Source organism: Sphingomonas beigongshangi, assembly GCF_016820445.1.
In the GTDB taxonomy this organism is placed as follows: Bacteria; Pseudomonadota; Alphaproteobacteria; order Sphingomonadales; family Sphingomonadaceae; genus Sphingomonas; species Sphingomonas beigongshangi.
The window spans coordinates 19,996-43,548 of the sequence record NZ_JADHDT010000003.1; the positions used below are offsets into that span (position 1 = coordinate 19,996).

23 protein-coding genes and 1 other RNA gene are annotated in these 23,553 nt (G+C 69.2%); 5 read left to right on the top strand and 19 right to left on the bottom strand.

Annotation, left to right across the window (positions count from 1 at the left end; genetic code table 11):
• Window positions 1-40: 40 nt before the first annotated feature.
• The 9 genes from IQ292_RS05895 to IQ292_RS05935 form a co-directional block, all read right to left on the bottom strand.
• The gene (locus IQ292_RS05895; RefSeq protein ID WP_203309408.1) at window positions 41-280 is read right to left on the bottom strand and encodes a hypothetical protein; all 240 of its coding nucleotides are present in this window, start codon (window positions 278-280) and stop codon (window positions 41-43) included.
• Between the two features lie 75 nt (window positions 281-355).
• Window positions 356-679 carry a YbaB/EbfC family nucleoid-associated protein gene (locus IQ292_RS05900; RefSeq protein ID WP_203309409.1) on the bottom strand — a complete coding sequence of 108 codons (324 nt, stop codon included), beginning with the start codon at window positions 677-679 and terminating at the stop codon, window positions 356-358.
• Window positions 676-2,352 carry a DNA polymerase III subunit gamma/tau gene (locus tag IQ292_RS05905; protein WP_203309410.1) on the bottom strand — a complete coding sequence of 559 codons (1,677 nt, stop codon included), beginning with the start codon at window positions 2,350-2,352 and terminating at the stop codon, window positions 676-678. The genes IQ292_RS05900 and IQ292_RS05905 overlap by 4 nt, the downstream gene beginning before the upstream one ends.
• Window positions 2,353-2,564: 212 nt before the next feature.
• Window positions 2,565-2,662: signal recognition particle sRNA small type (gene ffs / locus IQ292_RS05910), an RNA gene on the bottom strand.
• 36 nt (window positions 2,663-2,698) lie between these two features.
• The gene (locus IQ292_RS05915; protein WP_203309411.1) at window positions 2,699-2,944 is read right to left on the bottom strand and encodes a hypothetical protein; all 246 of its coding nucleotides are present in this window, start codon (window positions 2,942-2,944) and stop codon (window positions 2,699-2,701) included.
• A 21-nt stretch (window positions 2,945-2,965) separates the two neighbouring features.
• Entirely contained in the window at window positions 2,966-3,283 is a 318-nt protein-coding gene (locus tag IQ292_RS05920) for a hypothetical protein (protein ID WP_203309412.1), read from the bottom strand.
• A gap of 125 nt (window positions 3,284-3,408) precedes the next feature.
• Window positions 3,409-3,717 carry a 2Fe-2S iron-sulfur cluster-binding protein gene (locus IQ292_RS05925; RefSeq protein ID WP_203309413.1) on the bottom strand — a complete coding sequence of 103 codons (309 nt, stop codon included), beginning with the start codon at window positions 3,715-3,717 and terminating at the stop codon, window positions 3,409-3,411.
• Entirely contained in the window at window positions 3,714-4,805 is a 1,092-nt protein-coding gene (locus IQ292_RS05930) for a cysteine desulfurase family protein (protein ID WP_203309697.1), read from the bottom strand. The genes IQ292_RS05925 and IQ292_RS05930 overlap by 4 nt, the downstream gene beginning before the upstream one ends.
• Window positions 4,802-5,869 carry a cysteine desulfurase family protein gene (locus tag IQ292_RS05935; RefSeq protein ID WP_203309414.1) on the bottom strand — a complete coding sequence of 356 codons (1,068 nt, stop codon included), beginning with the start codon at window positions 5,867-5,869 and terminating at the stop codon, window positions 4,802-4,804. The genes IQ292_RS05930 and IQ292_RS05935 overlap by 4 nt, the downstream gene beginning before the upstream one ends.
• A 129-nt stretch (window positions 5,870-5,998) precedes the next feature.
• Here IQ292_RS05935 and IQ292_RS05940 point away from each other — a divergent pair, with 129 nt between their 5' ends.
• Complete coding sequence (locus tag IQ292_RS05940; RefSeq protein WP_203309415.1) at window positions 5,999-6,655, top strand: alpha/beta hydrolase; 657 nt, start codon at window positions 5,999-6,001, stop codon at window positions 6,653-6,655.
• A gap of 39 nt (window positions 6,656-6,694) precedes the next feature.
• Here the strand turns inward: IQ292_RS05940 and IQ292_RS05945 are convergent, their stop codons facing one another.
• The 3 genes from IQ292_RS05945 to IQ292_RS05955 form a co-directional block, all read right to left on the bottom strand.
• On the bottom strand, window positions 6,695-9,034 hold the full coding sequence (locus tag IQ292_RS05945) for an EAL domain-containing protein (RefSeq protein WP_203309416.1): 2,340 nt from the start codon (window positions 9,032-9,034) through the stop codon (window positions 6,695-6,697).
• Between the two features lie 213 nt (window positions 9,035-9,247).
• Window positions 9,248-9,427, bottom strand: a complete 180-nt coding sequence (locus IQ292_RS05950) for a hypothetical protein (RefSeq protein ID WP_203309417.1) — start codon at window positions 9,425-9,427, stop codon at window positions 9,248-9,250.
• Window positions 9,424-10,416, bottom strand: coding sequence for a pyridoxal-phosphate dependent enzyme (locus IQ292_RS05955; protein WP_203309418.1), 993 nt, complete (start codon window positions 10,414-10,416; stop codon window positions 9,424-9,426). The genes IQ292_RS05950 and IQ292_RS05955 overlap by 4 nt, the downstream gene beginning before the upstream one ends.
• A gap of 140 nt (window positions 10,417-10,556) precedes the next feature.
• On the opposite strand from IQ292_RS05955, the gene IQ292_RS05960 reads away from it, so the two are divergent.
• The 4 genes from IQ292_RS05960 to IQ292_RS05975 all read left to right on the top strand — a co-directional run bounded on the left by IQ292_RS05960 (window position 10,557) and on the right by IQ292_RS05975 (window position 14,150).
• A complete protein-coding gene (locus IQ292_RS05960) occupies window positions 10,557-11,804 on the top strand; it encodes a type III PLP-dependent enzyme (protein ID WP_203309419.1) in 1,248 nt (415 codons plus the stop codon).
• A 117-nt stretch (window positions 11,805-11,921) separates the two neighbouring features.
• Window positions 11,922-13,007: a 1,9-bis(guanidino)-5-aza-nonane synthase gene (locus tag IQ292_RS05965; protein WP_203309420.1), complete on the top strand. Its 1,086-nt coding sequence runs from the start codon at window positions 11,922-11,924 to the stop codon at window positions 13,005-13,007.
• A 105-nt stretch (window positions 13,008-13,112) separates the two neighbouring features.
• Window positions 13,113-13,712: an NMCC_0638 family (lipo)protein gene (locus IQ292_RS05970; RefSeq protein WP_203309421.1), complete on the top strand. Its 600-nt coding sequence runs from the start codon at window positions 13,113-13,115 to the stop codon at window positions 13,710-13,712.
• Window positions 13,713-13,724: 12 nt separating this feature from the next.
• Window positions 13,725-14,150 carry an MAPEG family protein gene (locus IQ292_RS05975; protein WP_203309422.1) on the top strand — a complete coding sequence of 142 codons (426 nt, stop codon included), beginning with the start codon at window positions 13,725-13,727 and terminating at the stop codon, window positions 14,148-14,150.
• A gap of 205 nt (window positions 14,151-14,355) precedes the next feature.
• Here the strand turns inward: IQ292_RS05975 and IQ292_RS05980 are convergent, their stop codons facing one another.
• The 7 genes from IQ292_RS05980 to IQ292_RS06010 form a co-directional block, all read right to left on the bottom strand.
• Complete coding sequence (locus IQ292_RS05980) at window positions 14,356-15,666, bottom strand: methyl-accepting chemotaxis protein (protein ID WP_203309423.1); 1,311 nt, start codon at window positions 15,664-15,666, stop codon at window positions 14,356-14,358.
• A 105-nt stretch (window positions 15,667-15,771) separates the two neighbouring features.
• Entirely contained in the window at window positions 15,772-17,658 is a 1,887-nt protein-coding gene (locus IQ292_RS05985; protein WP_203309424.1) for an XrtA/PEP-CTERM system amidotransferase, read from the bottom strand.
• Window positions 17,659-17,662: 4 nt separating this feature from the next.
• The gene (gene xrtA / locus IQ292_RS05990) at window positions 17,663-19,189 is read right to left on the bottom strand and encodes an exosortase A (protein ID WP_338057593.1); all 1,527 of its coding nucleotides are present in this window, start codon (window positions 19,187-19,189) and stop codon (window positions 17,663-17,665) included.
• The gene (locus tag IQ292_RS05995) at window positions 19,186-20,373 is read right to left on the bottom strand and encodes a TIGR03087 family PEP-CTERM/XrtA system glycosyltransferase (RefSeq protein WP_203309426.1); all 1,188 of its coding nucleotides are present in this window, start codon (window positions 20,371-20,373) and stop codon (window positions 19,186-19,188) included. Before IQ292_RS05995 ends, xrtA begins: the two co-directional genes overlap by 4 nt.
• Entirely contained in the window at window positions 20,373-21,407 is a 1,035-nt protein-coding gene (locus tag IQ292_RS06000) for a FemAB family XrtA/PEP-CTERM system-associated protein (RefSeq protein WP_203309427.1), read from the bottom strand. Before IQ292_RS06000 ends, IQ292_RS05995 begins: the two co-directional genes overlap by 1 nt.
• Window positions 21,404-22,261 (bottom strand): XrtA system polysaccharide deacetylase, encoded by an 858-nt coding sequence (locus IQ292_RS06005; RefSeq protein ID WP_203309428.1) that lies wholly within the window; start codon window positions 22,259-22,261, stop codon window positions 21,404-21,406. The genes IQ292_RS06000 and IQ292_RS06005 overlap by 4 nt, the downstream gene beginning before the upstream one ends.
• Complete coding sequence (locus IQ292_RS06010; RefSeq protein WP_203309429.1) at window positions 22,251-23,546, bottom strand: ExeA family protein; 1,296 nt, start codon at window positions 23,544-23,546, stop codon at window positions 22,251-22,253. Before IQ292_RS06010 ends, IQ292_RS06005 begins: the two co-directional genes overlap by 11 nt.
• Window positions 23,547-23,553: the final 7 nt, after the last annotated feature.

Genomic DNA, 23,553 nt, shown 5'->3' on the forward strand with positions numbered 1-23,553 from the left:
CGGGTCTTCCCCTCCCGCGAGTGGGAGGGGGCCCGGACAGTTACTTGTTCGCGTCGATCGCGTCGCCCGCCTTGTCGGCGGTCTTCTCGACGCTCTTGGCGGCCGAAGTCACCGCGTTGTTCTTCGCGCTCTCGCTGCTCTGATTGACGAACAGGAAATAGCCGCCGATCAGCACGGCGATCAGTAACACGATGGCGATGGCAACGCCGCCACCGCCGCCGCTGCGCTCCACGACCGTAGTGTGCGTGGTCGGGGTCTCGACGATACGTTCCTCAACCATGTGCGTCTCCTCTCCTTGTGAATGATGGAGAGCGCAACGCCGTACGGTACGATGCCGTTCCGTCCGCGCAACGGATCAAAACGGCAATTTGAAACCGGGAGGCAGCGGCAAGCCGTTGGTCATCTTGGACATTTCCGCGCCGCTTGCGGCATCGGCCTTGGTCCGCGCATCGTTGAACGCCGCGGCGAGCAGGTCCTCGAGCATCTGCTTTTCCGACACTTCGATCAGCGAATCGTCGATCGAGATGCCGATGATGCGGCCTTTCGCGCTCGCCTTGACCTTGACGAGGCCGCCGCCGGCGACGCCCTCGACCTCGATCGTGTCGAGCTGTTCCTGCGCCTTCTGCAACTCGCTCTGCACGTTCTGCGCCATGGCGAGGATTTCATCGAGATTCTTCATGCAAGCCTCCGTTTTCCGGGGAAGTCTTCGAGTTCGGCTTCGGGGAAGACGGCGCGCGCGGCCTGCAGCATCGGATGTGCCCATGCCGCCTCGCGCGCGACGCCCTCCTTCATCTCCTCCGCCTCCGTCAGCGTCGGTTCGCCGGGCACGTCGTCCAGCGACACCTTCCACACCTGCCGCGTCAGCGTCTTCAGCGCGGCCGCAAGTTCGGACAGGGTGTCCGCGGTCATCGGCCGGGAGCCGCTGAAAACGATCTCCGGCGGAGCATAACGCACGAGACGCGCGCCATGGCGCAAGCGCGCGGCAAGCGCGAGCTGGCCCATATCGTCGATCGCATCGACCATCGCCGGAAAATCGGCGGGCACGGCGGGGCGTTCCTCGGCCGCCGGGACGGGAGGCGCGGCCGTCGCCGGTGCCGTGGCGGATACGCCAGCCGCGGTCGGCGCAGCCCCGCCGGGCAGGGCCGCGATCCTGCCACTGGCGATCTGCCGCGCCAACTCGCCCGGATCGGGCAGCGTCGAGGCGTGAATGGCGCGAAGCAGCGCCATCTCCGCCGCCTCGATCGGCAGCGCGGCCTTCGCGACCTCGTCATGCCCCTTGAGGAACAACTGCCACAAACGGTGCAACGCGGGGAAGGACAAGGCCTGCGCCCATTCGGCGCGGGCGGCGCGCTCCTCGGCCGGTTGGGCAGGATCGTCGGGCGTGCCGACCTTGGTCAGCGTGACTGCGTGCACCGTCTCCAGCAGCGAACGGAGCACGGAGACCGGATCGACGCCATAGTCATACTGACGGCGCAGCGCGGCGAGCGCACCCTGACCATCGCCCGCGAGGACCAGCGCGAGCAGGTCGCGCACCGCACCGCGATCGGACAGTCCGAGCATCTGGCGCACCGCTGCGGCATCGACCGCCCCGCCCTCCAGCCCGGCATGCGCGATCGCCTGGTCGAGGATCGACAGGCCATCGCGTGCCGACCCTTCCGCGGCGCGGGCAATCAGCATCAGCGCCTCGTCCTCCGCAGCGACGCCTTCCTGTTCGCAGACGTAGCGGAAATGCGCCGCGAGCTGCTCGGCGGAGATGCGGCGCAGATCGAAACGCTGGCAGCGCGACAGCACCGTGATCGGAACCTTGTTCACCTCCGTGGTCGCGAACAGGAACTTCACATGGGCGGGCGGCTCTTCCAGCGTCTTCAGCAGCGCGTTGAAGGCGTTCTTGGAGAGCATGTGGACTTCGTCCACGATGTAGATCTTGTAGCGCGCCGAGACCGCCGCGTAGCGCGCCGCGTCGATGATCTCGCGCACGTCGTCGACGCCGGTATGGCTGGCGGCGTCCATCTCGATGACGTCGATGTGCCGCCCCTCCGCGATCGCGCGGCACGGCTCGCACACGCCGCACGGATCGATCGTCGGACCGCCCTGTCCGTCCGCCCCGATGCAGTTGAGCGCCTTGGCGATCAGCCGCGCGGTCGACGTCTTGCCGACCCCGCGCACGCCCGTCATCAGAAAGGCATGCGCCAGCCGGCCGCGCCGGATGGCGTTGCCGAGCGTGGTGACCATGGCATCCTGACCGATCAGCTCGGAAAAGGTCTGCGGCCGGTATTTGCGCGCGAGCACGCGATAGGCATTCGCCTTGCCCGCGGGCTGCGGCGGCTCGCCGAGGTCGAAGGAGTCGGACATTGGCGGTTAGATAGGCGGAACAGACCGGGATTGGTAGCGGCGTGTGGCAGCCGGCGCACGGTTGCCGACAGCGGCCACGGCGGACTCGTGCCGCCTAGTTGATGGCAAGGGAATGGTTTGAGCGCGGTCCGAGTGTGCCACAAGTACGGCTGGGCCGGACACCTCCGGGAGCCCCGGCGCGGGACCGACGTAGACGCGACGCTGTCGCGCTGCGAGGTGGGAGCCGGAACGACCCGCGGCGAAATCGTTGCGGCTGCTTCCTTCCGGACCTGACCGGGTTGGCGACGACCACGTCCGCCCGACTCCCGCGTGCCATATGGCGGGGTCGGGCGGGATGATCAAGCGTTTACCAGCGGGCGGTGCGGCAGACGCGGACGCGATGGTGGTGGCGCCACTGCCAGTCGCAAACGCGACGGACATGCGCGCGACCGCGCCAGTGCGGGCCACGGTGCCAGCGCGGGCCGTCATCGTGGCGGACCACGGTACGCTCGGTCACCACGGTGCGCTGCGCCGCGGCGGGTGCGGCGGCGATCGGCGCGAGGCCGGTCAGCGCGACGGCGCCGGCGGTGATCATGGTCAGCATCTTCATCATCGGTCCTCCTCTTGCTGGAACTTAGCGGTAGACGCGGAAGCAGCGGCGCTCCGGGCCGTACCAGCCGCGCTCGATCCGGCAGACGACACGGCTGCGTGCATAGCCGCCGCCCCAGCCGTAGCCGCCGCGATCCCATCCACCGCGGCCCCAGCCGCGATTGTCCCAGCCACGGCGATCCCAGTCGCGGCGATCCCAGTCGCGCCGGCCGCCGTCACGATGATCCCAACCGCGACCATGCCAGCCGCGATCACCCCAACCCTGCGCCGCGGCGGGCGTGGTGGCGGCGGTGAGCATACCGGCGGCAAGCGCGCCGGCTCCGAGCAAAGCTACGAGTTTCATGACGCATCTACTCCTTTCATGCGCTCAGTAATTTCCGAGCATGCACAAAGGATGCATCAGCGGCGATGCACGCGTGCTGAACCCGTCGTTGTGAAAATGTCAGGCTCGCTGACGCGGCGCCACGGTCAGCCCGGGACGTGCACCGTCATACCGTCAAGCGCAGGCGTCAGGCGGACCTGGCACGCCAGCCGGCTGGTGGCGCGCGCATCCGGCGCGAGGTCGAGCAGATCCTCTTCCTCCTCGCTGGCGGCTGGCAGGCGGGGAAAGTCGGCGGGCGCGACGACGACATGACAGGTCGCGCACGCCATGTCGCCATCACAGGTGCCCTCCAGCGGCAAGCCCTGTGCCTGCGCCACGTCGAGCAGCCTCGCGCCCTCCGCTGCGACCGCGTCGATCGCTGCGCCGTCGGCGCCGACGAACCGGACCCGGATCATGCGGCCACCCGTTGCCGATCGGCGGCCGCCTTGATCGCATCCAGGCCAGCCGCCAGCTCGTCCTGCGTCGTGTAACGGCCGTAACCGATGCGGATGCTGGAGCGAGCCTCCGCTTCGCTGAGCCCGAGCGCGCGCAGCACGTGGCTCGACCGACCCGATCCGCTCGCGCAGGCCGACCCGGCGGAGAAGGCGATATCGCGGCAGTCGCTCATCAGCCGCGCGACGTCGAGCCCGGCGCGGCGGAGGTTCAGATTGCCGCGATAGCGATGCCGCACGGACCCATTGATCGTCCAGCCCGCCAGCATGTCCGTCGCAAGGGTCCAGAGGCGATCGAGGTGGCGATCGTCGTCATTCTCGCGATCGTGCATCTCCAACGCGGCGGCGCCGAAGCCGGCGCACAAAGCCGGCGACAGCGTACCCGACCGGCCAGCCGCCTCCTGCGCGCCGCCGTGCAGCAGCGGTTCCAGCATCACGCCATCGCCGATCCACAGGCCTCCGATCCCCTTGGGGCCGTGCAATTTGTGCGCCGACATGGCGACGAGGTCGCAGCCCGCCGGAAGAGGCACGCGGCCATAACCCTGCACCGCGTCGCAGAGCATCAGCGCGCCAGCGGCCTTCGCCATGGTGGCGATCTCGGCGATCGGCTGGATCACGCCGATCTCGTTGTTGACCAGCATCGCGGCGACGAGCCCCGTCCCCGGCCGGATCGCGTCCGCCATCCTGTCGAGGTCGACGAGGCCGTCCGCCCCGACCGGCACCACGGTGACGTCGCGGCCGCGTCGCGCCTCCGCGGCGACGGTGTCCAGCACAGCGGCATGCTCGGTCGCCAGCGTGACGATCGGCCCCGTCGTGCCCTTGATCGCCCAGTTGAGCGCCTCGGTCGCCCCGCTCGTGAAGGCCAGCGCGCCCGCACCGGCCGGGCCGATCCCCTCGACCTGCATCCGCGCGACCTCGATAGCCGCCTTCGCCTGCCGCCCCGCGCGATGCGCCGAATGCGGATTGGCATGCTGCGTCTGCAACCAGGGAAGCATCGCGGCGAGCGCCTCGGGCGCCAGCGGCGTCGTCGCCTGATAATCGAGATAGATCATGCGGCGAAGCGCCGCGTCGCCCTGGCCATCGCGCGCCATGCGGCGATGAAGGCATCGACGTCCGCCGCATCCGTGTCGCGGCCGAAGCTGACGCGGATCACTTCCCGCCCCGCCGCCTCGTCCCAGCCCATCGCGGCAAGGACATGGCTGGGCTTCATGCTGCCGCTGGAGCAGGCGCTGCCGGCCGACACCGAAAAGCCGGCCGCATCGAGACGGATCAGCTGCACTGCCGCCGCGACGCCGGGCAGGCGATAGGAGGCGATGGCGGAATGGCGCGGGCTGGCATCCGCCACGATCTCTCCCCCCGAGCGGCGGATCGCATCGTCGAGATGCGCCCGCAGCGCCGCATGCTGCGGCTCCTCCTCGGCGAGCGCGGCAGCATAGCCCAGTACGCCGGGCAGGTTCTCCGTGCCGGGACGATAGCCGCGTTCCTGCCCGCCGCTCGGGCTGAGCATCGCGAGGTCGCGGACGAGCAGAGCGCCCACGCCCGGCGGCCCGCCCCGCTTATGCGCGGACAGGGCGACCAGGTCGGCGTGATCGGCAAGCGCGACCGAGGCGGGCATCTGCGCCGCATCGACCAGCAGCCAGCCACCCGCAGAATGGACGATCGCGGCGATCTCCGCGATCGGCTGGCGCACGCCAGTCTCGCTATTGGCCCATTGCACGCAGACGAGGGTAGGCTCCGCGCCCGCCAGCGCCGCCTGCAGCGCGTCGCGGTCGACGATGCCATCGGCGCCGACCGGAATCACCGCCGAGGCTTCCGCGCCGGCGCGCATCACCGCATCATGCTCGACCGCGGTGATCAGGCGGCGCGATACCGTCGTGCGGCCGAGCGCGATCGCCAGTGACTCGCTGGCACCGCTGGTCAGCAGCACTTCGCCTACCCAGCCGTGCGCCGCGCCGATCGCGGCGCGCGCCTCCTCCAGCGCGGCGCGCGCGGCGCGGCCCTCGCGGTGCGGCGACGACGGATTGGCCCAGAGCGCGAAGCCGCGCTCGACGCCGGCACGTGCGGCGGCGGTCGTCGGCGTAGTCGCGGCATGGTCGAGATAGATGCGGGCAGCCAAGGCGGCGGGTTCCAATTGCGTGAAGGGGCGGTCCGCCTATATAGCGCGGCAATCCCTGCGCTCCACCGGGTCGCGTCCTGATCCAGGATGCGACCTGCGCGGCGCGCGTCCCTCTACGGCGCGAGACCCATGCCCGAAGTCATCTTTCCCGGCCCGGAAGGCCGCCTCGAAGGGCGCTTCGCCCCCGCTCCACGCCCGCGCGCACCCGTCGCGATGATCCTCCACCCGCATCCCAATGCCGGCGGCACGATGAACAACCGGCTGGTGCAGGAACTCTACAAGACCTTCCAGCGCCGCGGTTTCGCCACCTTGCGCTTCAACTTCCGCGGCGTCGGCAAGAGCCAGGGCGTGTTCGACAATGGCGTCGGCGAACTGAGCGATGCGGCGAGCGCGCTCGACTGGGTGCAGAGCTTCCACCCCGAGGCCTCGACGACGTGGATTGCGGGAGTCAGCTTCGGCGCCTGGATCGGCATGCAGCTGCTGATGCGTCGGCCTGAGATCCGCGGTTTCATTTCGATCGCGCCGCCCGCCAACATGTACGATTTCAGCTTCCTCGCCCCCTGCCCGTCCTCCGGCATCATCATCCAGGGCGAGGCGGACGAGGTCGCGACGCCGGGCGCGACGCAGAAGCTGGTCGACAAGTTGCGCACGCAGAAGCACATCACGATCCATCACGACGTGATCCCGAAGGCGAACCATTTCTTCGAGCACGAGACGCCCGAGCTGATGGCGTCGGTGGACCGTTATCTGGACATGCGGCTCGACCCGAACTCTCCGATCCGCTGATCGTTGGTCGGGCGCGGGACGGCGGGGGCCGTTCCGCGCTCAGGCCTGGCGTTGCTGCGGCATCGCGAACGGCGCTTCGCTTCGCGCCGCACCGAACAGATAGCCTTGCGCCTGGGGGCACCCCTCCTCCAGCACCATCTGGCGCTGCGCCTCCGTCTCCACGCCCTCGGCGACGACGGGCAAGTTCAGGCTCCTGCCCAGGCCGACGATCGCGCGGACGATCGATCGCGCGGTTTCGTCGTCGCCGACCGAGCTGACGAAGCTGCGGTCGATCTTGATCTTGTCGAACGGGAAGGACTGGAGGTTGCTGAGCGAGGAATAGCCCGTGCCGAAATCGTCCATCGCGACGCGCACGCCCAACGCCTTGACGGCGTGCAGCGTCCGCAGCGTCGTCTCCCGATGGCGCAGCAGGACGGATTCGGTGATCTCCAGTTCCAGTCGCCCCGGCGCGAGGCCGCTGTCCTCCAGCGCCGCGCGCACCACCGCCGCCAGATTGGGCAGGCGAAACTGGACGGGCGAGACGTTGACCGCGATGCTGATCCCGTCCGGCCAGCCGGCGGCGGCACGGCACGCCTGGCGCAGCACCCATTCGCCGATCGGGATGATCGCGCCCGTTTCCTCCGCGATCGGCACGAACAGTTCGGGCGGCACGTCGCCGCGCTCCGGGTGCGTCCAACGCAGCAGCGCCTCGTAACCGACGACGGAGCCGAAGGCGGTCGAGACGAGCGGCTGGAACGCAAGGTGGAGCTCGTCGCGCGTGATCGCATGGCGCAGATCGTGCTCCAGCGCCCGCCGGTCGCGCGCCAGCCGGTCCATCTCGTCGTCGAAGAAGCAGGCGAGGCCCCGCCCCTCCTGCTTGGCGCGATAGAGGGCGACGTCGGCATTGTGCCTCAGCACGTCCGCGCTGGCACCGTCCTGCGGGTAATTGGCGACTCCCAGGCTGCAGCCGACCGCCATCGGATCGCGCGCGGGATCCATCTCGCCCGCGAACATCGCCAATATGCGCGCGGCCAGCACGCGGGCGCCGTCCGCGCCGGTTTCGTGGCGCTGGAGGATCACGAATTCGTCGCCACCGATCCGCGCGACCACATCGCCCTCGCGGACGCTGGCGCGCAGCATCCCCGACACGCGCTGCAGGATCTCGTCTCCGGCGGCGTGGCCGAAGACGTCGTTGACCGCCTTGAACCGGTCCAGGTCCACCGCGATCAACGAGAACGGCCGGTCCTGCACGATCGCCAGCGCGAGCTGCCGGTCGAACGCCGCCCGGTTGGGCAGGTCGGTGAGCGGATCGTGCGACGCGAGATGTTCGACCGCACGCTGGGCGCGATAGCGTTCGGTCAGGTCGCGGATCGCCAGCACGGTGCAGTCCCGCCCCCGGTATTCGAGGTGATGGACCGCAACCTCGACGACCTGGTCCTCGGTATCGCGACGGCGGAACCGCGTTTCGAAGGGACGGGCGTCACGGGCTTCCGTCGCGGGACCGCCGGGCTCGCCGGCGTCGCACCCCTCGAGCCATCGCGATGGCGCGGTGCCGAGGAGATCGCCGAGGCTGCAACCGAACATCGCGCACGCCTGGGCATTCGCCTCGACGATCCTGCCGTCGTTGACGATGACCAGCCCCTCGCGCGTCGCGTCCGCCAGCCCGTGGAGATCGGTGAGCAGCCGATCGAACACCGCCGCGGCGATCGACGATCCGACCAGCACGAGCGTGACGAGGACGATCGCCCATACCAGCCATGCGCCCGATCCGCCGTCCGCACTCAGCCCCAGCGTCGGATCGGGAACGAGCGTGGCGGACGACATCGCCGTGAAGTGCAGCGTCACGATCGCCAGGATTGTCGCTCCGCTGGGCGCCGCGAGCCGCAGCCAGCCACGCAGCGCGTAGAACGCGACGAAGGCGCCGGACAGCGCCAGCCACGCAATGCCGAAGGCCACGGCGATCGGCCGGGGATCGTAGCGGATCGTCGCCGGCGCGATGATCGCCGCCATGCCGGTGAAATGCATGCCGGCGATACCCAGCGTCGAGATGCATCCCGCGGCCGTCGCCCGAACGGCGCCCGGCGACCGGCCCAGCGCCAGAAACGCCATCCAGAATGCCGCGACGGCGACGACGACGGACAGGGTGGTCAGCGCCACGTCGAAACCGATCGGCATGCCGCCGCGATAGGCGAGCATCGCGATGAAATGGGTCGCCCAGATCGCGCCCCCGGCGACCAGCGCCGCCGCGGCGATCCAGTGCCGCCGTCGCCGTTCGACGCAATCGAGCGATCGCCGCAGCAGGAAGAACAGCGACCCGATGCCGATCGTGCAGATCGCCGCGGCCAGGATCACCAGCCGGTAATCGTGCTGGCCGATCACACATTCCAAAACGTTGAACACCGCCCCACCCAATAACCGCCAAGCGTTGCGCGTATTCTGATCAATTTGAGATAATGGAAGGTTTACGAGCGACAGGAGATTGAACCGCCGCGGTTGGATATTAGCACCACCGTCATGAGCAAGCGAAGTTCTACGAACCAATTCAGTTCTATTCGAAATATGATTGAATAGAATTTTGTAAGCAAAACCATAGTCGGGAGCCGGCGCGCGCCGTCACAGCGACCAGATCATGACATTGCCGAGCAGGACTGCCGCCATGATCAGCAGCAGAAGGGCCTTCTTGCGATCCTGCCCCTTGGCCCAGAGCGCGCCGCCGCCGATCAGGCAGGCGAAACAGGCGATCATCGCGATGGCCGGTGCCGCTTGGGCGATGGCGCCGAGCGGCCCGTTCATGCCATTTCCCCGGCCCGGGCCGCGGCTTCGACGCCGATCGCGCGCGCATAGGCTTCCATGTCGACATTGCCCCCCGACAGGATCACCAGCGTGCGCGGCTGGGGCTCGACCTTGCCCGCCAGCAGCGCGGCGAGCGCGACGGCGCCGCCCGGCTCGACGACCAGATGCAGATGCTCCGCGGCCCAGCGTTGCCCGGCCCGCACCTCGCGCTCGCTGACCGCCACCCCCGTGGCGTCGCGCCGCGACAGCACGTCGAACGTCAGCGGCGATACGCGCTGGGTTTGCAGCGAGTCGCACGCGGTCGGCGGCGGATTGGGTCCGACGGGCTCTATCCAGCTTGCTTCCAGGCTGCGGCGCATGTCGTCCCAACCTTCCGGCTCGACCACGGTGATCGCCGCGTCCTGGAGCGCGAGGGCGATCCCCGCCGCCAGGCCCCCGCCCCCGCACGGAACGACGACGCGTGCGGGGGCACCCAGACCTGCCGCATGCATCTGGACCGCCGCCTCGACCCCGGCGCTGCCCTGCCCTTCGATGATCCAGGGGTCGTCGAAACTCGGAACGAGCGTGGCGCCGCGGGCCTCCGCGAGCTGCGCCGCGATCCGTTCGCGCGACTCCGTCGCCCGGTCATAGCGCACGACCTCCGCACCCAAAGCGAGCGTCCCGGCGAGCTTCGCGGCGGGCGCGTCGGCGGGCATGACGATCGTCGCCGCCATGCCGAGTCGCCTCGCCGCCCAGGCGACGCCCTGCGCGTGATTGCCGCTCGAGAAGGCGACGACACCCCGCGCGCGCGTTTCCTCGTCCAGCGCAGTCAGGCGGTGCCATGCGCCACGAATCTTGAAGGCACCGACCGGCTGCAGCGATTCCGCCTTGAACGCGACCTCTATGCCCTTGATTTCCTTCACGAATAGCGGCGTCGGCGGCAGGATGCGGGCGACCTTCTCCGCGGCGTCCCTGACCCCGGCGCGCGTCGGCTGTCGCAAAATCGTCACTTTTTATCCTTTCGGCCCATAACCCACTTTACATGGGGGATCATCACTCCTAACTCGCGCCTCCGCTGCCCCATGGGACTTCCAACCGCAAGGCAGCTTTTGTTGTCGTCATGCCGCAAGGCAATTGGAGGTCCCTTGAGTTGCACCAGCATCATCGCGCGCTGGGGCTAGCGCCCCTCTCGACCGCCCGTTCCGCCGTTCTCGCGGGGGGCATCGACATCGCAAAGCGTAACCCGGTCGAGCCGGTAACGCTGGTTCGTCCGCACGCCGCGGCACGGGCTGCCCGATTCTTCGCCGAGAAGTTTCCGGGCAAGGCCATGTATGCGGTGAAGGCGAATCCCGATCCCGCGCTGATCGCGACGCTGTTCGCGAACGGCATCACGACGTTCGACGTCGCCTCGATCGCCGAGGTGCGGCTGGTCGCGCGTACCGAGCCTGAGGCCAGCCTGTGCTTCATGCACCCGGTCAAGGCGCCGGAGGCCATCCGCGAGGCGTATTTCGTCCATGGCGTGCGCACCTTCAGCCTCGATTCGATCGAGGAGCTGGAGAAGATCGTCGTGGCGACGACGGACGAAGAGGGCCGGAGCGCGAGCGACCTGACCCTGTGCGTGCGCCTGCGCGTATCGTCGGAACATGCCGCGCTGTCGCTGGGCTCGAAGTTCGGCGTCGGTCCCGACGAGGCGAAGGACCTGCTGATCCGCACCCGCCAGGTCGCGGACGCGCTCGGCATATGTTTTCATGTCGGCAGCCAGGCGATGACGCCCGAGGCCTATGCCAATGCCATGGAGCGCGTCCGCGCGGCGATCGTGCTGGCGGCGGTGACGGTCGACGTGATCGACGTCGGCGGCGGTTTCCCCTCGGCCTATCCCGGCATGACCCCGCCGCCGCTGGAGCGCTATTTCGAGACGATCCATCGCGCCTTCGAGAGCCTGCCGATCAGCTATTCGGCGGAACTCTGGGCGGAACCGGGCCGTGCGCTGTGCGCCGAATACAGTTCGGTCGTCGTGCGCGTCGAGCGTCGCCGCGGCTCGGAGCTGTACATCAACGACGGCGCCTATGGCTCGCTGTTCGACGCGGCGCACATCGGCTGGAACTATCCGGTCGCGCTGCTGCGCGAGCCGGAGTCGACGGTCCGCGACCATCCGTTCAGCTTCTGGGGCCCTACGTGCGACGACCTCGACCGGATGGAGGGCCCCTTCCCCCTGCCGGCTGACGTCGGCACGGGCGACTTCATCGAGGTCGGCATGCTGGGCGCCTACGGCGCGGCGATGCGGACCGGCTTCAACGGATTCGGCACCGGCGAGACGGTCACCGTTTCGGACGAGCCGATGGCGTCCATGTACATGGGCGAACAGCCGGCGGTTCAATCGAACGTCGTCAAGCTGTAACGCCGTCTTCCTAATGCAACCGCTTCCCCTTCCCGCCTCACGGCGGGAGGGGGCCATTTGGGTTTTCCGCGTCCCCAATCGAACGACGGCGGGTCTTGGAACAGGCAAAGGCCAGTCATGACCGATACTCTCACCAAAACCGCCGGTGCGAACGCGCCGATCAACGACACCCGCAAGGCGGAGCTGCTGGCGAAGCAGGTCAAGCATATCGACATCAAGAGCTTCGACGCGCGCCCGATCGTCGACGCGATGAGCGACATGAGCTTCACCAGCCGCGACCTCGGCCGCGCGACGAAGATCTACAACGAGATGCTGGCCGACAAGGACTGCACCGTGTGCCTGGTCATCGCCGGTTCGACCTCGGCCGGCGGCTGCATGGACCTGTATGCGGAGCTCATCCGCAACAACATGGTCGATGTCGTCGTCGCGACCGGCGCGACCATCGTCGACATGGATTTCTTCGAAGGCCTCGGCCACAAGCATTACCAGGCGCTCGAAATCCCCGACGACGATACGCTGCGCTCGCTGTACATCGACCGCATCTACGACACCTATATCGACGAGGAGCAGCTCCAGGACTGCGACTTCACGATCAACAAGATCGCGAACGAGCTGGAGCCGCGCGCCTATTCGAGCCGCGAATTCATCCGCGCGATGGGCAAGTATCTGTCGGAGCACGGCAAGAAGGAGAACAGCCTGGTCAAGCTCGCCTATGAGCATGACGTGCCAATCTTCTGCCCGGCGTTCGTCGACTCGTCGGCGGGCTTCGGCCTCGTCAAGCATCAGGTCGACCAGATGAAGGCGGGGAAGCCCTATCTGATGATCGACGCGGTGGCGGACTTCCGCGAGCTGACGGAAATCAAGATCCAGGCGGGCACCACCGGCCTGCTGATGATCGGCGGCGGCGTGCCGAAGAACTTCATCCAGGACACCGTCGTCTGCGCCGAGATCCTCGGCCATGACGATGTGCAGGTGCATAAGTACGCCGTGCAGATCACGGTCGCCGACGTGCGCGACGGCGCCTGCTCCTCCTCGACGCTGCAGGAGGCGGCAAGCTGGGGCAAGGTCAACACCGGCATCGAGCAGATGGTGTTCGCGGAAGCGGGCAGCGTCATGCCGCTGCTGGCGTCGGACGCCTATCATCGCGGCCACTGGAAGGATCGCCCCGTCCGCAAGTGGGGCGCGATCTTCGGCAACAAGTAAGTCCATTGGGGGCGGCGGGAAAACCCGCCGCCCCTTTCCGTGAAGGGGCTTGAGCCCCCGCGCGCGTCGGCGCACACTCTCCCCACCCAAGCGGGGGGATGAACGATGATGATGCTGGCCGCCGCCTTGCTACTCCAGGCGGCCGCGACGACGGCGCCGCCCACGACGCCCGTGGCGGGCCCTGCGGCCGTAGCGATCGACATCGCGCGCATGGCGGCGCTCTACGACGAAGTATGCCTGCAGACCTTCCCGATCGACGCCGCGGTCGACGCGCTCATGATCCGCAAGAAGGCGACACCGATGACCGCGGCGCACGTCAAGGTGACGCTGCGCGACGATCCCGGCCGCGGCTGGACGCTGCGCGAAGGCGACCAGGTCTATGACGTCGTGCTCGAGCTGCCGCCCTTCCACGCCTGTTCGGTGCGTACCAGCGACCCGATGGTCGCGACGGGCGATCTCCAGCCCTATCGCGCGGTTGCCGACGCTTTCATGGCCAGCCACCGCGGCTTCACCGCGGGCGAGCCGATGGACATGATACGCGGCGGCATCAAGATCCATGCTGAGATGCAGGGCCGTCCGCTACCCGGCAAGCTTTTTGAAAACTTGCTCGTCGTCGAGCAGAAGGTCGTCGACGCCGCGCTGCTCGAACCGGGCTCGGTGTCGAGCCCGCTGCGCTTCGTCCACCAGATCGGCACCGGGCAATGAGGGGGAACGTCGATGCACAGTGAAATTTTGCGGCCGATGGTCGCGCTGATCGCGTGGACGCTGGTCATGCTCGTCTGGACCGTCGCAACGCGCATGCCCGCCATGCGCGCGGCGGGCGTGGATATCCGCAAGCTGGTCGGTAGCAAGGCCAGCGACGCCGATCGTGTACTGCCGCCAAACGTCCAGTGGAAAGCGCACAATTACAATCACCTGACCGAGCAGCCGACGCTGTTCTATGCCGTTTGCGCGGTGATCGCGCTCTCCGGTACCGGCGATGGCCCGAATGCCTGGATCGCCTGGGCCTATGTCGCCCTGCGCATCGCGCACAGCCTCGTTCAGGCGACGATCAACCGCGTCGCGATCCGCTTCGTGCTGTTCGGCCTGTCGACGCTAGCGCTGGTCGCGCTGACGCTCCATGCCGCGATGGCGGTGTTCTGATGCCCCCTGGCAGAGGCGCCGAACACGGGGCAGCGGGAGGCGGAGTGGTGCCGCGCGGGCGGGTCCGACCCTAGTTTCCGATCCAGCAAGACTGGATCGGCGCGGTACCCGCCCTCACCCCCACCCGGCTGCCCATCCGGGATAGGCAGAGTGGGCAGCCGGGCGGGGCGAGCGCCGGTATCGCTCCCACGCCCGTGGATAAACTCTAGACGCGTGCCGTCAGTTCGACGAACGCCTGCGCCCGCATGCGCAGCCGCGTGGTCGTGTCCGACAGCGTTTCGGACAGCCCCTCCAGCCGCATCGCATCTTCGCCGACCGCGGCAGCCTCGTCGCTGATGGCGCGCGTGCGATGGGATATATCGGTGCCGGCCGCCACCGAGTGATCGACATTGTCGGCGATGATGCGGGTTGCGTCCGATTGTTCGCCGATCGCCTGTTCGATCGACTGTCCCAGCCCGGCGATAGCGTCCATCGCCCGCTGCGCCGCGCGCTGCCCCTCGACCACCTCGCGCAGCAGGGCGTGCATGCCGTCGACACGCGCGCCGACATCCTTTGCGGTCGCCGCTGTCTGGCTGGCCAGTGACTTCACCTCGCTCGCCACGACCGCGAAGCCGCGTCCCACCTCCCCCGCCCGCGCGGCCTCGATGCCGGCATTGAGCGCGAGAAGGTTGGTCTGGCGGGCGATGCTCTGGATCAGCTGGAGCATGTCGTCGACGGCGGCAGCGGAGTTGGCCAGCGCCTCTATGCGGTCGCCCGCATCGCGCATGGCATCACGCGCGCCGATCCGCATCTGCCGCGCCGCGACGGTATTCTCGCCGATCCGATCGAGCGCGGCGGACAGCGCGTGGCCGCGGCCCGCGATTTCGTCGAGCGCCTGCGCGGTCTGGATGGCAGCGGCGGCGACGGAGGCCGCATCACCGTGCGAGACGCCCGCACGCCGCGCCAGCAACGCGGCAACCGAGCCTATGTCCCCGCCGATACCGGCCAGTTCGGTCGCCAGTGCCGTCACCTCCGCCGTGAAGGCTTCGCCCGCCGCGCGGACACGCGCCGCGCGCGCGTCGCGCTCGGCGGCCAGGTCTGCCTCACGCTTCGCGGCCAAGGCGGCGATCGCGTCCGCGTCCATCATCGCCGCGAACCGGCCATTGCGGGTCAGCACCAGTCCATCGCCGCCCTGCCGGGCATAAGCCGCCAGGATCGTCTCAGGCGGCAAATCCGATTCGACGCAGACGCAAGGTCGGATGACGACGTCGAGCGAGCTGCCGAAGCTGGGATTCTGCATCAGCGCATGGCCGAACGGATTGAAAAGGATTCCCCGCACGTCGAGCTCGCGCACCACTCCGACGGGGCGATCGTGTTCATCGACGATGGCGAGCAGGCGCAGATCGGGGAAGGCCCGGAACTGTTCGATCGCCTGGGCGAGGCTCGCCGTACGCCGCAGCGAGCGCAGGTCTCCCAATTCGTCGCGCCCACGGCTCGAGATCGATCCGTCACGCAGCATGTCGAGGTCGAGAAACATGCGGCAGGCGCTAGCGCCCGACGGTAAACGCCGGGTTAGGGTTTGATGACGCTACGATGACAAACGGTCATTTTTCGACAAAACCGCCGTCACGGCGCTTTGCCGTCATCCGAACAGCCTGCGGCAGCTCCGCTCCAGCATGAGCAGCTGCCACAGCGTACGGCCATGGTCAGCCCGCCCGACGGCATGATCGCCGGCCATGCGCCCGATCGTCGCCATATCGAACCAGCCCGTGTCGGCGAGGAAGCGCGACGTGCCCAAGGCCTCCGCCGCGGGACGGAGGTCGCCGCGAAACCACGCGCCGATCGGCGTGACGAAACCCATCTTGGGTCGGTACAGTGTTTCGCGCGGCAGATAGGCCTCCAGCGCCCGCTTCATCAGCCATTTGCCCTCGCCGCCGTGCAAGCGCAGCCGCGCCGGCAGCCGCGCGGCGAATTCAACCAGCCGATGGTCGAGCAGGGGCTCGCGCGCTTCCAGGCTCACCGCCATGCTGGTTCGATCGACCTTGGTCAGGATATCGCCCGGCAGCCAGATCTTGATATCGGCATATTGCGCCCGGTCGATCGGATCGCGGGCTGGCGCGTCGCGCATCGCGGCGACGTAGCGGTCCTCCGCCCTGTGCCCCTGCAGCGCGGTACGCGCGCCGGCGCTGAACAGGCGACCACGCCATTCGGGAGACGTCACGCCGACGGCACGCGCATAGGCCTCGTCGCCGTCCATCGCCAGTGCCAGCAGCGTCGTCTTCGCGCGCAGGGGCCGCGGCGCCCAGTCCGCCTTCGGATAGGCGTTCCCGAGCGCACCGAAGGCATGCCGACGCCAGGACGCGGGCATCAGGCCGCGCACGCGCTCTTCCGCCGCCTGGAACCGATAACGGCGATATCCCGCCAGCGCCTCGTCCGCCCCGTCGCCGGACAGCGCCACCGTGACACGCTCCCGCGCGAGCGCGGATACCTGATAGGTCGCAAGCGCACTGCCGTCAGCGAAGGGCTCGTCGAAATGCGCGACCAGCGTGTCGATGAGCGCGAAATCATCGCTGCGCACGACCTGGGCATGATGATCGGTGGCGAAGCGGCGCGCCACGGACTCGGCATGCGCGCGCTCGTCATGGCCGGCTTCGTCGAAACCGATCGTACACGTACGTACCGCCTGCGGGCTCGCCTCCGCCATCAGCGCGACGACGGCACTGCTGTCGACGCCGCCGGAGAGGAACGCGCCGAGCGGCACGTCGGCGACCATGCGACTGCGCACGGCGTCGCGCATCCGCGCGAGCAATTCGCCCTGCAGCGCCTTGGCCGATCCGCCGGCGCGGTCGGCGAAGCTGAGGTCCCACCATTGGCTGGGGCGCGGCACCGGTCGGCCGCGGCGCAGGATCAGGACATGACCCGCGGGCAGCTTGCGCACGCCCGCGACGATGCAGCTGTCGTCGGGGACGTAGCCATAAGCCAGAAAATCTTCGACCGCGGTCAGATCCGGCATCCGCCGCAGCATGGGATGCGCCAGCAATCCCTTCAGCTCCGACGCGAATGCGACGCTGCCGTCGGCCAGCTCGACATAGTGCAGCGGCTTCACGCCGAACCGGTCGCGCGCGAGCACCAACAGGCCCGCGTCGGCATCGTGAAGCGCGAAGGCGAACATGCCCTGCAACCGATCCAACAGGCCGACGCCCCAGGCACGCCAGCCGTGCAACAGCACTTCCGTGTCGCCGAGGGTGCGGAACCGTGCGCCCCTGCCGGCAAGCTCCGTGCGCAACGCGGCGAAATTGTAGATCTCGCCATTGTAAGTGACCGAGAGCGCACCGTCGTGCATCGGCTGCGGCGAGCCGGCGACGTCGATGATCGACAGCCGCCGATGGCCGAGGCCGACGCCGGCCCCGGTCCATATGCCGTCGCCGTCAGGTCCGCGATGCGCCTGCACGTCGATCATCGCGCGAACGCGGGCGGGATCGACGGGCTTGGGAGTATTGGGGTGAAAGATCCCCGCGATGCCGCACATGGGGTCAGAGGCCCGCGGCGCGGTCGCCGAGCGTGCGGATCGAGCCGAGGGCGCGGGCCATCGCGGCGATATCGGCGCGTGCGTCGCGCCCGGGCACGATCGGGGTGGACAGGTGGATCGCCACCGCCCGCTGCGAACCGCCGAACAGCTTCGCCTTCATCGTCTCGATCTTCACTCGCCGCTCGTCCGCCGTCACCGTGTCGCCGACCACGTACCACGTCGCGACCAGCCGCTCCACCGCATGGCGACCTGCGTCGGGTGCGGTGATGCGCATCACCGACGCGCCGTCGATCGGCGCCTCGTCGTCCACACGCAGCCAGCGCCCCTCCTCGCGCAGCACGCCGGTGCCGAACGCGCCGAGCTTGTGCCCCTCGCCCTGGAAGGCGAACACCGCGATCGACAGATCGACGGGCGCACCGGCGCCGACGTAGCGCACCGACAGCCGGCGATTCGCACCCGGATAATAGGGGCGCCACGCGCCGGCCGGCACGTCGCCGATGTCGCGCCAGCCCGGCGGATGCGGCCGGGCGAGCGTGCCGGCCACGACCGTCGCATGCGCGGTCGCGGCTGCCCACATCGGCCAGATGCCCGCCACCGCCACCGTCAGCAGCGTCGCGATCGGCAGCCCGATCGCGCCGCCCGCCGGCGCGGACAGGGTCCGGGGGTCGAAGGCGGGCCCATCGGGCGCGCGATCGAACCAGCGCCAGCCCAAGGCGAGCACCGCGGCCATGACGATGCCGAAGAACACCCAGCCATAGACGATATGATCGAAGCCGGTGGCGGCCTCGACGCTGGTCAGGTCGGCGGCGTAGATGGTGCCGAAGGCGCGCAGCCCGTTGGCCAGGATCGGCACGATCACGCTGATCGCGAGGAAGGCGGCACGCCGTCGCCACGACAGGAAGCAGGTGTTGGCGACCAGCACGCCGAACGCCACCATCGCGATGACGAACTTCGCGCCGGAACAGGCCTCCGCCACCTCGAACCAATAGCGGCCGGCATGGATCAGCACGCCGTTCGACGTCGCGGGAATGCCGGACAGATGCAGCAGCGGCATGACGATCGCGACCGTCAGCTGCTGGAGCGGCGGCTCGATCGCTTCGCCGAACGGAACGAGGAACAGCGCATAGCCGAGCGGGAACAGCAGCCCGCGCGCGGTCTGCGCCCCCAACAGAGTCACCACCGCGCCCTGCAGCATGGCGACGAGGCCGAACTGGCGGGCGAAGCTGACGCCCCCCGCCTCCCCCATCAGCCAGCCCAAACCGCCCAACGCGACGAGGGCGAGGCCGGGCCACCAGGCGCGCGGCGTCAATCGGCCGAGTTCCTCGCGCCGCTGCCAGACCAGCCAGCCGATGACCGGACCGATGAACAGGCAGTGGCCGAACGTCGTGCTCGTCCACCAGATCGTGACCAGCCGCGCGACATCGCGATGAAAGATCGCGACGATCACCGCCGCAGCGGCCGCGAGGGCGACGAGATGACGACGCCACGCGCCGGCGACCCGGGGCGTCGCCAGGACGAGCGTCGCGCTCACGCCGCCGCGCGCCCGTTCGGCAGCGCCAGCAACGCGTCCAGCGGCGCAAGCCGCGCCGGCCATGCATAGCGTGCCATCACCTGCATCCGTGCCAGCTGTCCCTGCGCCGCCGCGTCTCCCGGGCTGTCTAGCAGCGTCGTCACCGCCTGCGCGAAGCCGGCCGCGTCCGCGCCGATGCGGATGGTGCCGAGATGGTCGATCCCCTCCGCCGCGGCGGGCGAAGCGACGATCGCGCGCGCCATCGCCATGGCTTCGAGTATCTTGTTCTGGATACCCCGGGCCAGTTGCAGCGGAGCGACGCAGACGCTTGCCGCCGCCAGCCACGGCCGGACGTCGTCGACCGCACCCGTGACGCGGATGCGATCGGAGGCGAGCGCACGGACCGCCGCCGTCGGCGCACGCCCGACGATGGCAAAGGTAGCATCCGGATGCGTCGCGTGAATCAGGGGCAGCACGTCCCGCGCGAACCAACAGACCGCCTCGACATTCGGGCGATAATCCATCTGACCCGTGAACAGCAGCAGCGGGCCGTCGGCGGCGACCGGCACGATGCGCGCGGGATCGTAATAAGCGGCGTCGATGCCGTTCTCGATCGCGACGATCCGCCCGGTGCCGCCGCCCTTGCGGAATAGCGCCGCCTCCGCCGCGCTGACGAACAGGCTGGCGTCCGCCCTTGCCGCGACCTCCCGCTCGAAAGCGCCGAGCAGCCTCGCCTCCCGGCGCATCATCCAGCGCGCGGGGGCCGGGCCCTCCGCGGCGTAGCCGGCGAACTTCGCGGAATCGACGTCGACGAAGTCCATCACGACCCGCGCGCCGCCGCTGGGAAGATATTGCGCCATTTGGCCGGAAAAGGCGTAGATCGCGTCGATCGGATGGCGATCCAGCAGGTCGCGGACGGCACGGCGCATCGCCACCGCGTCGAACGCAGCCAGCGACACCGGACGCCCCGTCGCCAACGCCTCGATTAGGGCGAGCGCCCGCTGCTTGCGACGCGGGACGATTGTCGCGCTCGCGAGCGCCGCGGCGAGGTCATGCGGCACAACCTGGTCGGCCCCGTCATCGGCGAAGGCGATCAGGTGAACGCGCGCCTGCGCGGCGAGATGGCGAAGGACGTGGTGACTGCGGATCTTGTCGCCGCGATCGGGTGGATAGGGCGCGCGATGCGCGAGGAACAGGATGTCCATCAGCCCAGTCCGCGCGCGATCCACGGCCCCGCCACGTTCGCGATCGGCAGGGGCAACCGCTGCCACGCACGCACCATCAGCGCATATTTTGGATTGAGCGGATTGACCGCGCGCGCCGCCCCCGCGTGCCGCGTCGCGTAGATGCGCGGTTGCGGCACGAAGCCCCAGTTCTTCTTGAACGCCGCCGCCCCCGTCCCCGTTTTCGATCGACCGAAGTCAAAGCGGGAACAGCCGCGCGCACGCGCATGGCTCATCAGCGCGAAATACATCCGGTCGTTCGCGCGCAGGCTGCGCGCTGCGGCGGTGCCCCCGCCCCAATAGGGATAGACCGTGCCGCGGAAGTAGAGGCTGAGCACGCTCGCCTCCGCGCGCCCGGCATGGCGCACGGTCAGCACGTCGCTGTCCAGCGCATCGGCAACCGCGCTGAACAGCCGGGCCGGAAATACCGGCGTGCCGAGATTGCGCACCGATTCGGCATAGACCCGATAATGTTCGCGGCGCATCGCAGCGTCGTCGCCGGTCTCGACGGTGAGATCGCGCTCCAGGCTCTTGCGCACCTCCGCCCTTTGCTTGCGCGGGACGGCGAGCAGCTCGGTCGCGTCGTCCGGGGCCAGGCCACGGGCGAAGCCGAGATAGCTCGTCGAGTCGATCGACCAGCCTTCCGGCGACGGTCCGCCGCGCAGTTCCACCGAGGGGCAGCCGATCCGCGCGGCCAGCGCCCAGGCCGCCGCCGCCAGCGCCTCCGCGCCGTCCCCCAAAATGCCGCCATCGACCGCGAAGCCGGCGGATACAAGCGCCTTGCCGAACAGCGGCGAGCGCATCTCGCTGAGCGGCAGCACCCCCGCCAGCGTTCCGCCGGGCCGTTCCGCGACGAGGTATCGCGCGCGCTGTCCGGTGCCGATCGCGACCGCGCGGCTCCATCCGCTCAGGTGAAAGGGCGTCGCCCCCTCGGCCGCGTTCACGAAATCGTCGATACGCGCCGCCTCGCGCGCGTCGCCCAGCGCCGCCTCGCGAACGACGAAGGACGGGGTCATGCCGGCAGCGCCGCGGCGGCGCGCGCGACGACGGCGTCGACGCGCCCCCAGTCGTGTCGCGCGATCAGGCCGGACAACTTGCCCGCCATCGCACCCAGTCGCGAATAATGGCGCACGCGCGAGCGCAGCGGCGCATGCGCGACACGCGGCTGTCCGGGATCGACCTCCCAGGGATGGAAATAGAAGACCGCCGCCTGTCGCTCCGCATTGACCTGGCGCACGGCGAAGTCTGTCAGCGCAGCGGGCAGCAGGCGGAAGAAGCCGCCGCCCGTGGCGATATGCCGTCCGCCCAGGCTGGCCACCGTCACCGGCAGTTCGATGAGCGTGCTGCCTGCCACCGGCCTGAAGGCGTAGCGCGGCGCCTCGCGCCAGCCGTAATGATCGTGGCGGACCGGCGCGACGCTCGATGAATATACGTAACCCGCAGCCGCGAGTTCCTCATGCGCCCAGGGCGTACGCGCGTCGATCGAGAAGCTGGGCGCGCGATAGCCGGTGATCGCCTGCCCGCCCGCATCCTCCAGCGCGGCCTTGGCGCGGGCCAGATCGCCACGGAACGTCGCGGCGTCCATCGTGAAGACACGCTGATGGTCCCAGCCATGGCTCGCGACCTCGTGCCCCGCGTCGACGATGCGGCGGATCAGCCGAGGGTGGCGCGCGGCGATCCAGCCGAGCGTGAAGAAGGTCGCCCGAACATTCGCTGCGGCGAACAGGTCGAGCACCGCGCCCGTGTTGGCTTCCACGCGGCTCGCCATCCCGTCCCAGTCGCGCTTGTCGATGACGCGTTCGAACGCGCCGACCTGGAACCACTCCTCGACGTCGACCGACAGGCCGTTGAGCACGCGATCAGGCCGCATCGTCCCACGCCGTCGGTGCGCGGATGGGCATGGCGACGGCCCCGTCCGGCGTGTCGGAGGCCGTGGGGACGACCGTCGCGGACGGCGCATCGGCGACGGCATGGACGGCGGTCGCGGACGGTGCATCGCGATCCGCCTCGACCCAGTCGACCAGCAGGGTCAGCACGCGGCGAAGCGCGCGTTCCTGTTCCTCGATCCGCGTCTCGAGCAGCGCGACGCGCTCGTGCAGCGCCTCGTCCCGGACTGGCGTGACCGGCATGTCGTTCGTCGACGAGCCGGTGTCCTCCGCGACAGCGGGGTTCGGCGGCACCTCGACATCGGCCTGTTCCAGCGTTGATGCGGCCGGCGCCGGCTCTTCCGCGGGCGCGAAATCGAGCCAGCGCGTCGTGCGGGGGACGAACCGCCGTTCGGGTTCTGCGGCGGCGGACGCGGGCGCCGGCGTCTCGCCCGCAGGCTGCGCACCGGCCCCCGGCAAATCGGCGCTGATGTCGCGAACGACGCTGCGCACCAGGCGGCCGTCGATCAGAGCGCGGTCCTCGAGCGACGCCTGCAACATCACGCGTCCGGCCAGCAGGTTGAGCCGGCGCGGCACGCCGCCCGATCCGCGATACAAAGCGTCGAAGGCGTCTTCGCTGAAATCGGGCTGCCCCTGCCAGCCGACCAGCGACAGACGATGCGCGATATAGTCGGCGACCTCGTGCGGCTCCATCGGGTCGAGATGGTGGATGGCGATGACGCGCTGGCGCAGCTGCTCCAGCCGTGCCGATCCCTGCAGGCGCTCGCGGAACTCGGGCTGGCCGAGCAGCAGTATCTGCAGCAGCGCGTGCCCACCCGCCTGGAAATTCGACAGCATGCGCAGCTCTTCGACCGAATCGACCGGCAGCGCCTGCACCTCGTCGACGATCAACAAGGTGCGCCGTCCGGTGCGCGCGACGGCATGCAGCCCGCGTTCGATCGCCGTCAGCAGCTGCGCCTTGGTCAGGCCGCCGGGATCGACGCCCAGGCCAGTGGCGACGATGCGCAGCAGGTCGCTCGCCTCGATGGCGGTCGACACGATCGTGATGACGTTCAGCGCCTGGCGGTCGAGCTGCTCGGTCAGGTGGCCGACCAGGGTGGTCTTGCCGGCGCCGACCTCGCCGGTGATCACGATGAAGCCCTCGCCCTGCGCCAGTCCGTATCCCAGATAGGCCATCGCCTTGCGGTGCGTCGCGGTCTCGTACCAGAAACGTGCGTCCGGCGTCAGCTGGAATGGGCGGCCCGTCAGCCCGTAATGGTCCTCGTACATGCCAGGT

Bases quoted from the DNA above. Each gene is read 5' to 3' on its own strand.
- IQ292_RS05895 (WP_203309408.1), bottom strand. From the start codon at position 280: ATGGTTGAGGAACGTATCGTCGAGACCCCGACCACGCACACTACGGTC.
- IQ292_RS05900 (WP_203309409.1), bottom strand. From the start codon at position 679: ATGAAGAATCTCGATGAAATCCTCGCCATGGCGCAGAACGTGCAGAGC.
- IQ292_RS05905 (WP_203309410.1), bottom strand. From the start codon at position 2,352: ATGTCCGACTCCTTCGACCTCGGCGAGCCGCCGCAGCCCGCGGGCAAG.
- IQ292_RS05915 (WP_203309411.1), bottom strand. From the start codon at position 2,944: ATGATGAAGATGCTGACCATGATCACCGCCGGCGCCGTCGCGCTGACC.
- IQ292_RS05920 (WP_203309412.1), bottom strand. From the start codon at position 3,283: ATGAAACTCGTAGCTTTGCTCGGAGCCGGCGCGCTTGCCGCCGGTATG.
- IQ292_RS05925 (WP_203309413.1), bottom strand. From the start codon at position 3,717: ATGATCCGGGTCCGGTTCGTCGGCGCCGACGGCGCAGCGATCGACGCG.
- IQ292_RS05930 (WP_203309697.1), bottom strand. From the start codon at position 4,805: ATGATCTATCTCGATTATCAGGCGACGACGCCGCTGGCGCCCGAGGCG.
- IQ292_RS05940 (WP_203309415.1), top strand. From the start codon at position 5,999: ATGCCCGAAGTCATCTTTCCCGGCCCGGAAGGCCGCCTCGAAGGGCGC.
- IQ292_RS05950 (WP_203309417.1), bottom strand. From the start codon at position 9,427: ATGAACGGGCCGCTCGGCGCCATCGCCCAAGCGGCACCGGCCATCGCG.
- IQ292_RS05965 (WP_203309420.1), top strand. From the start codon at position 11,922: ATGACCGATACTCTCACCAAAACCGCCGGTGCGAACGCGCCGATCAAC.
- IQ292_RS05970 (WP_203309421.1), top strand. From the start codon at position 13,113: ATGATGATGCTGGCCGCCGCCTTGCTACTCCAGGCGGCCGCGACGACG.
- IQ292_RS05975 (WP_203309422.1), top strand. From the start codon at position 13,725: ATGCACAGTGAAATTTTGCGGCCGATGGTCGCGCTGATCGCGTGGACG.
- IQ292_RS05980 (WP_203309423.1), bottom strand. From the start codon at position 15,666: ATGTTTCTCGACCTCGACATGCTGCGTGACGGATCGATCTCGAGCCGT.
- IQ292_RS05985 (WP_203309424.1), bottom strand. From the start codon at position 17,658: ATGTGCGGCATCGCGGGGATCTTTCACCCCAATACTCCCAAGCCCGTC.
- IQ292_RS05995 (WP_203309426.1), bottom strand. From the start codon at position 20,373: ATGGACATCCTGTTCCTCGCGCATCGCGCGCCCTATCCACCCGATCGC.
- IQ292_RS06000 (WP_203309427.1), bottom strand. From the start codon at position 21,407: ATGACCCCGTCCTTCGTCGTTCGCGAGGCGGCGCTGGGCGACGCGCGC.
- IQ292_RS06005 (WP_203309428.1), bottom strand. From the start codon at position 22,261: ATGCGGCCTGATCGCGTGCTCAACGGCCTGTCGGTCGACGTCGAGGAG.
- IQ292_RS06010 (WP_203309429.1), bottom strand. From the start codon at position 23,546: ATGTACGAGGACCATTACGGGCTGACGGGCCGCCCATTCCAGCTGACG.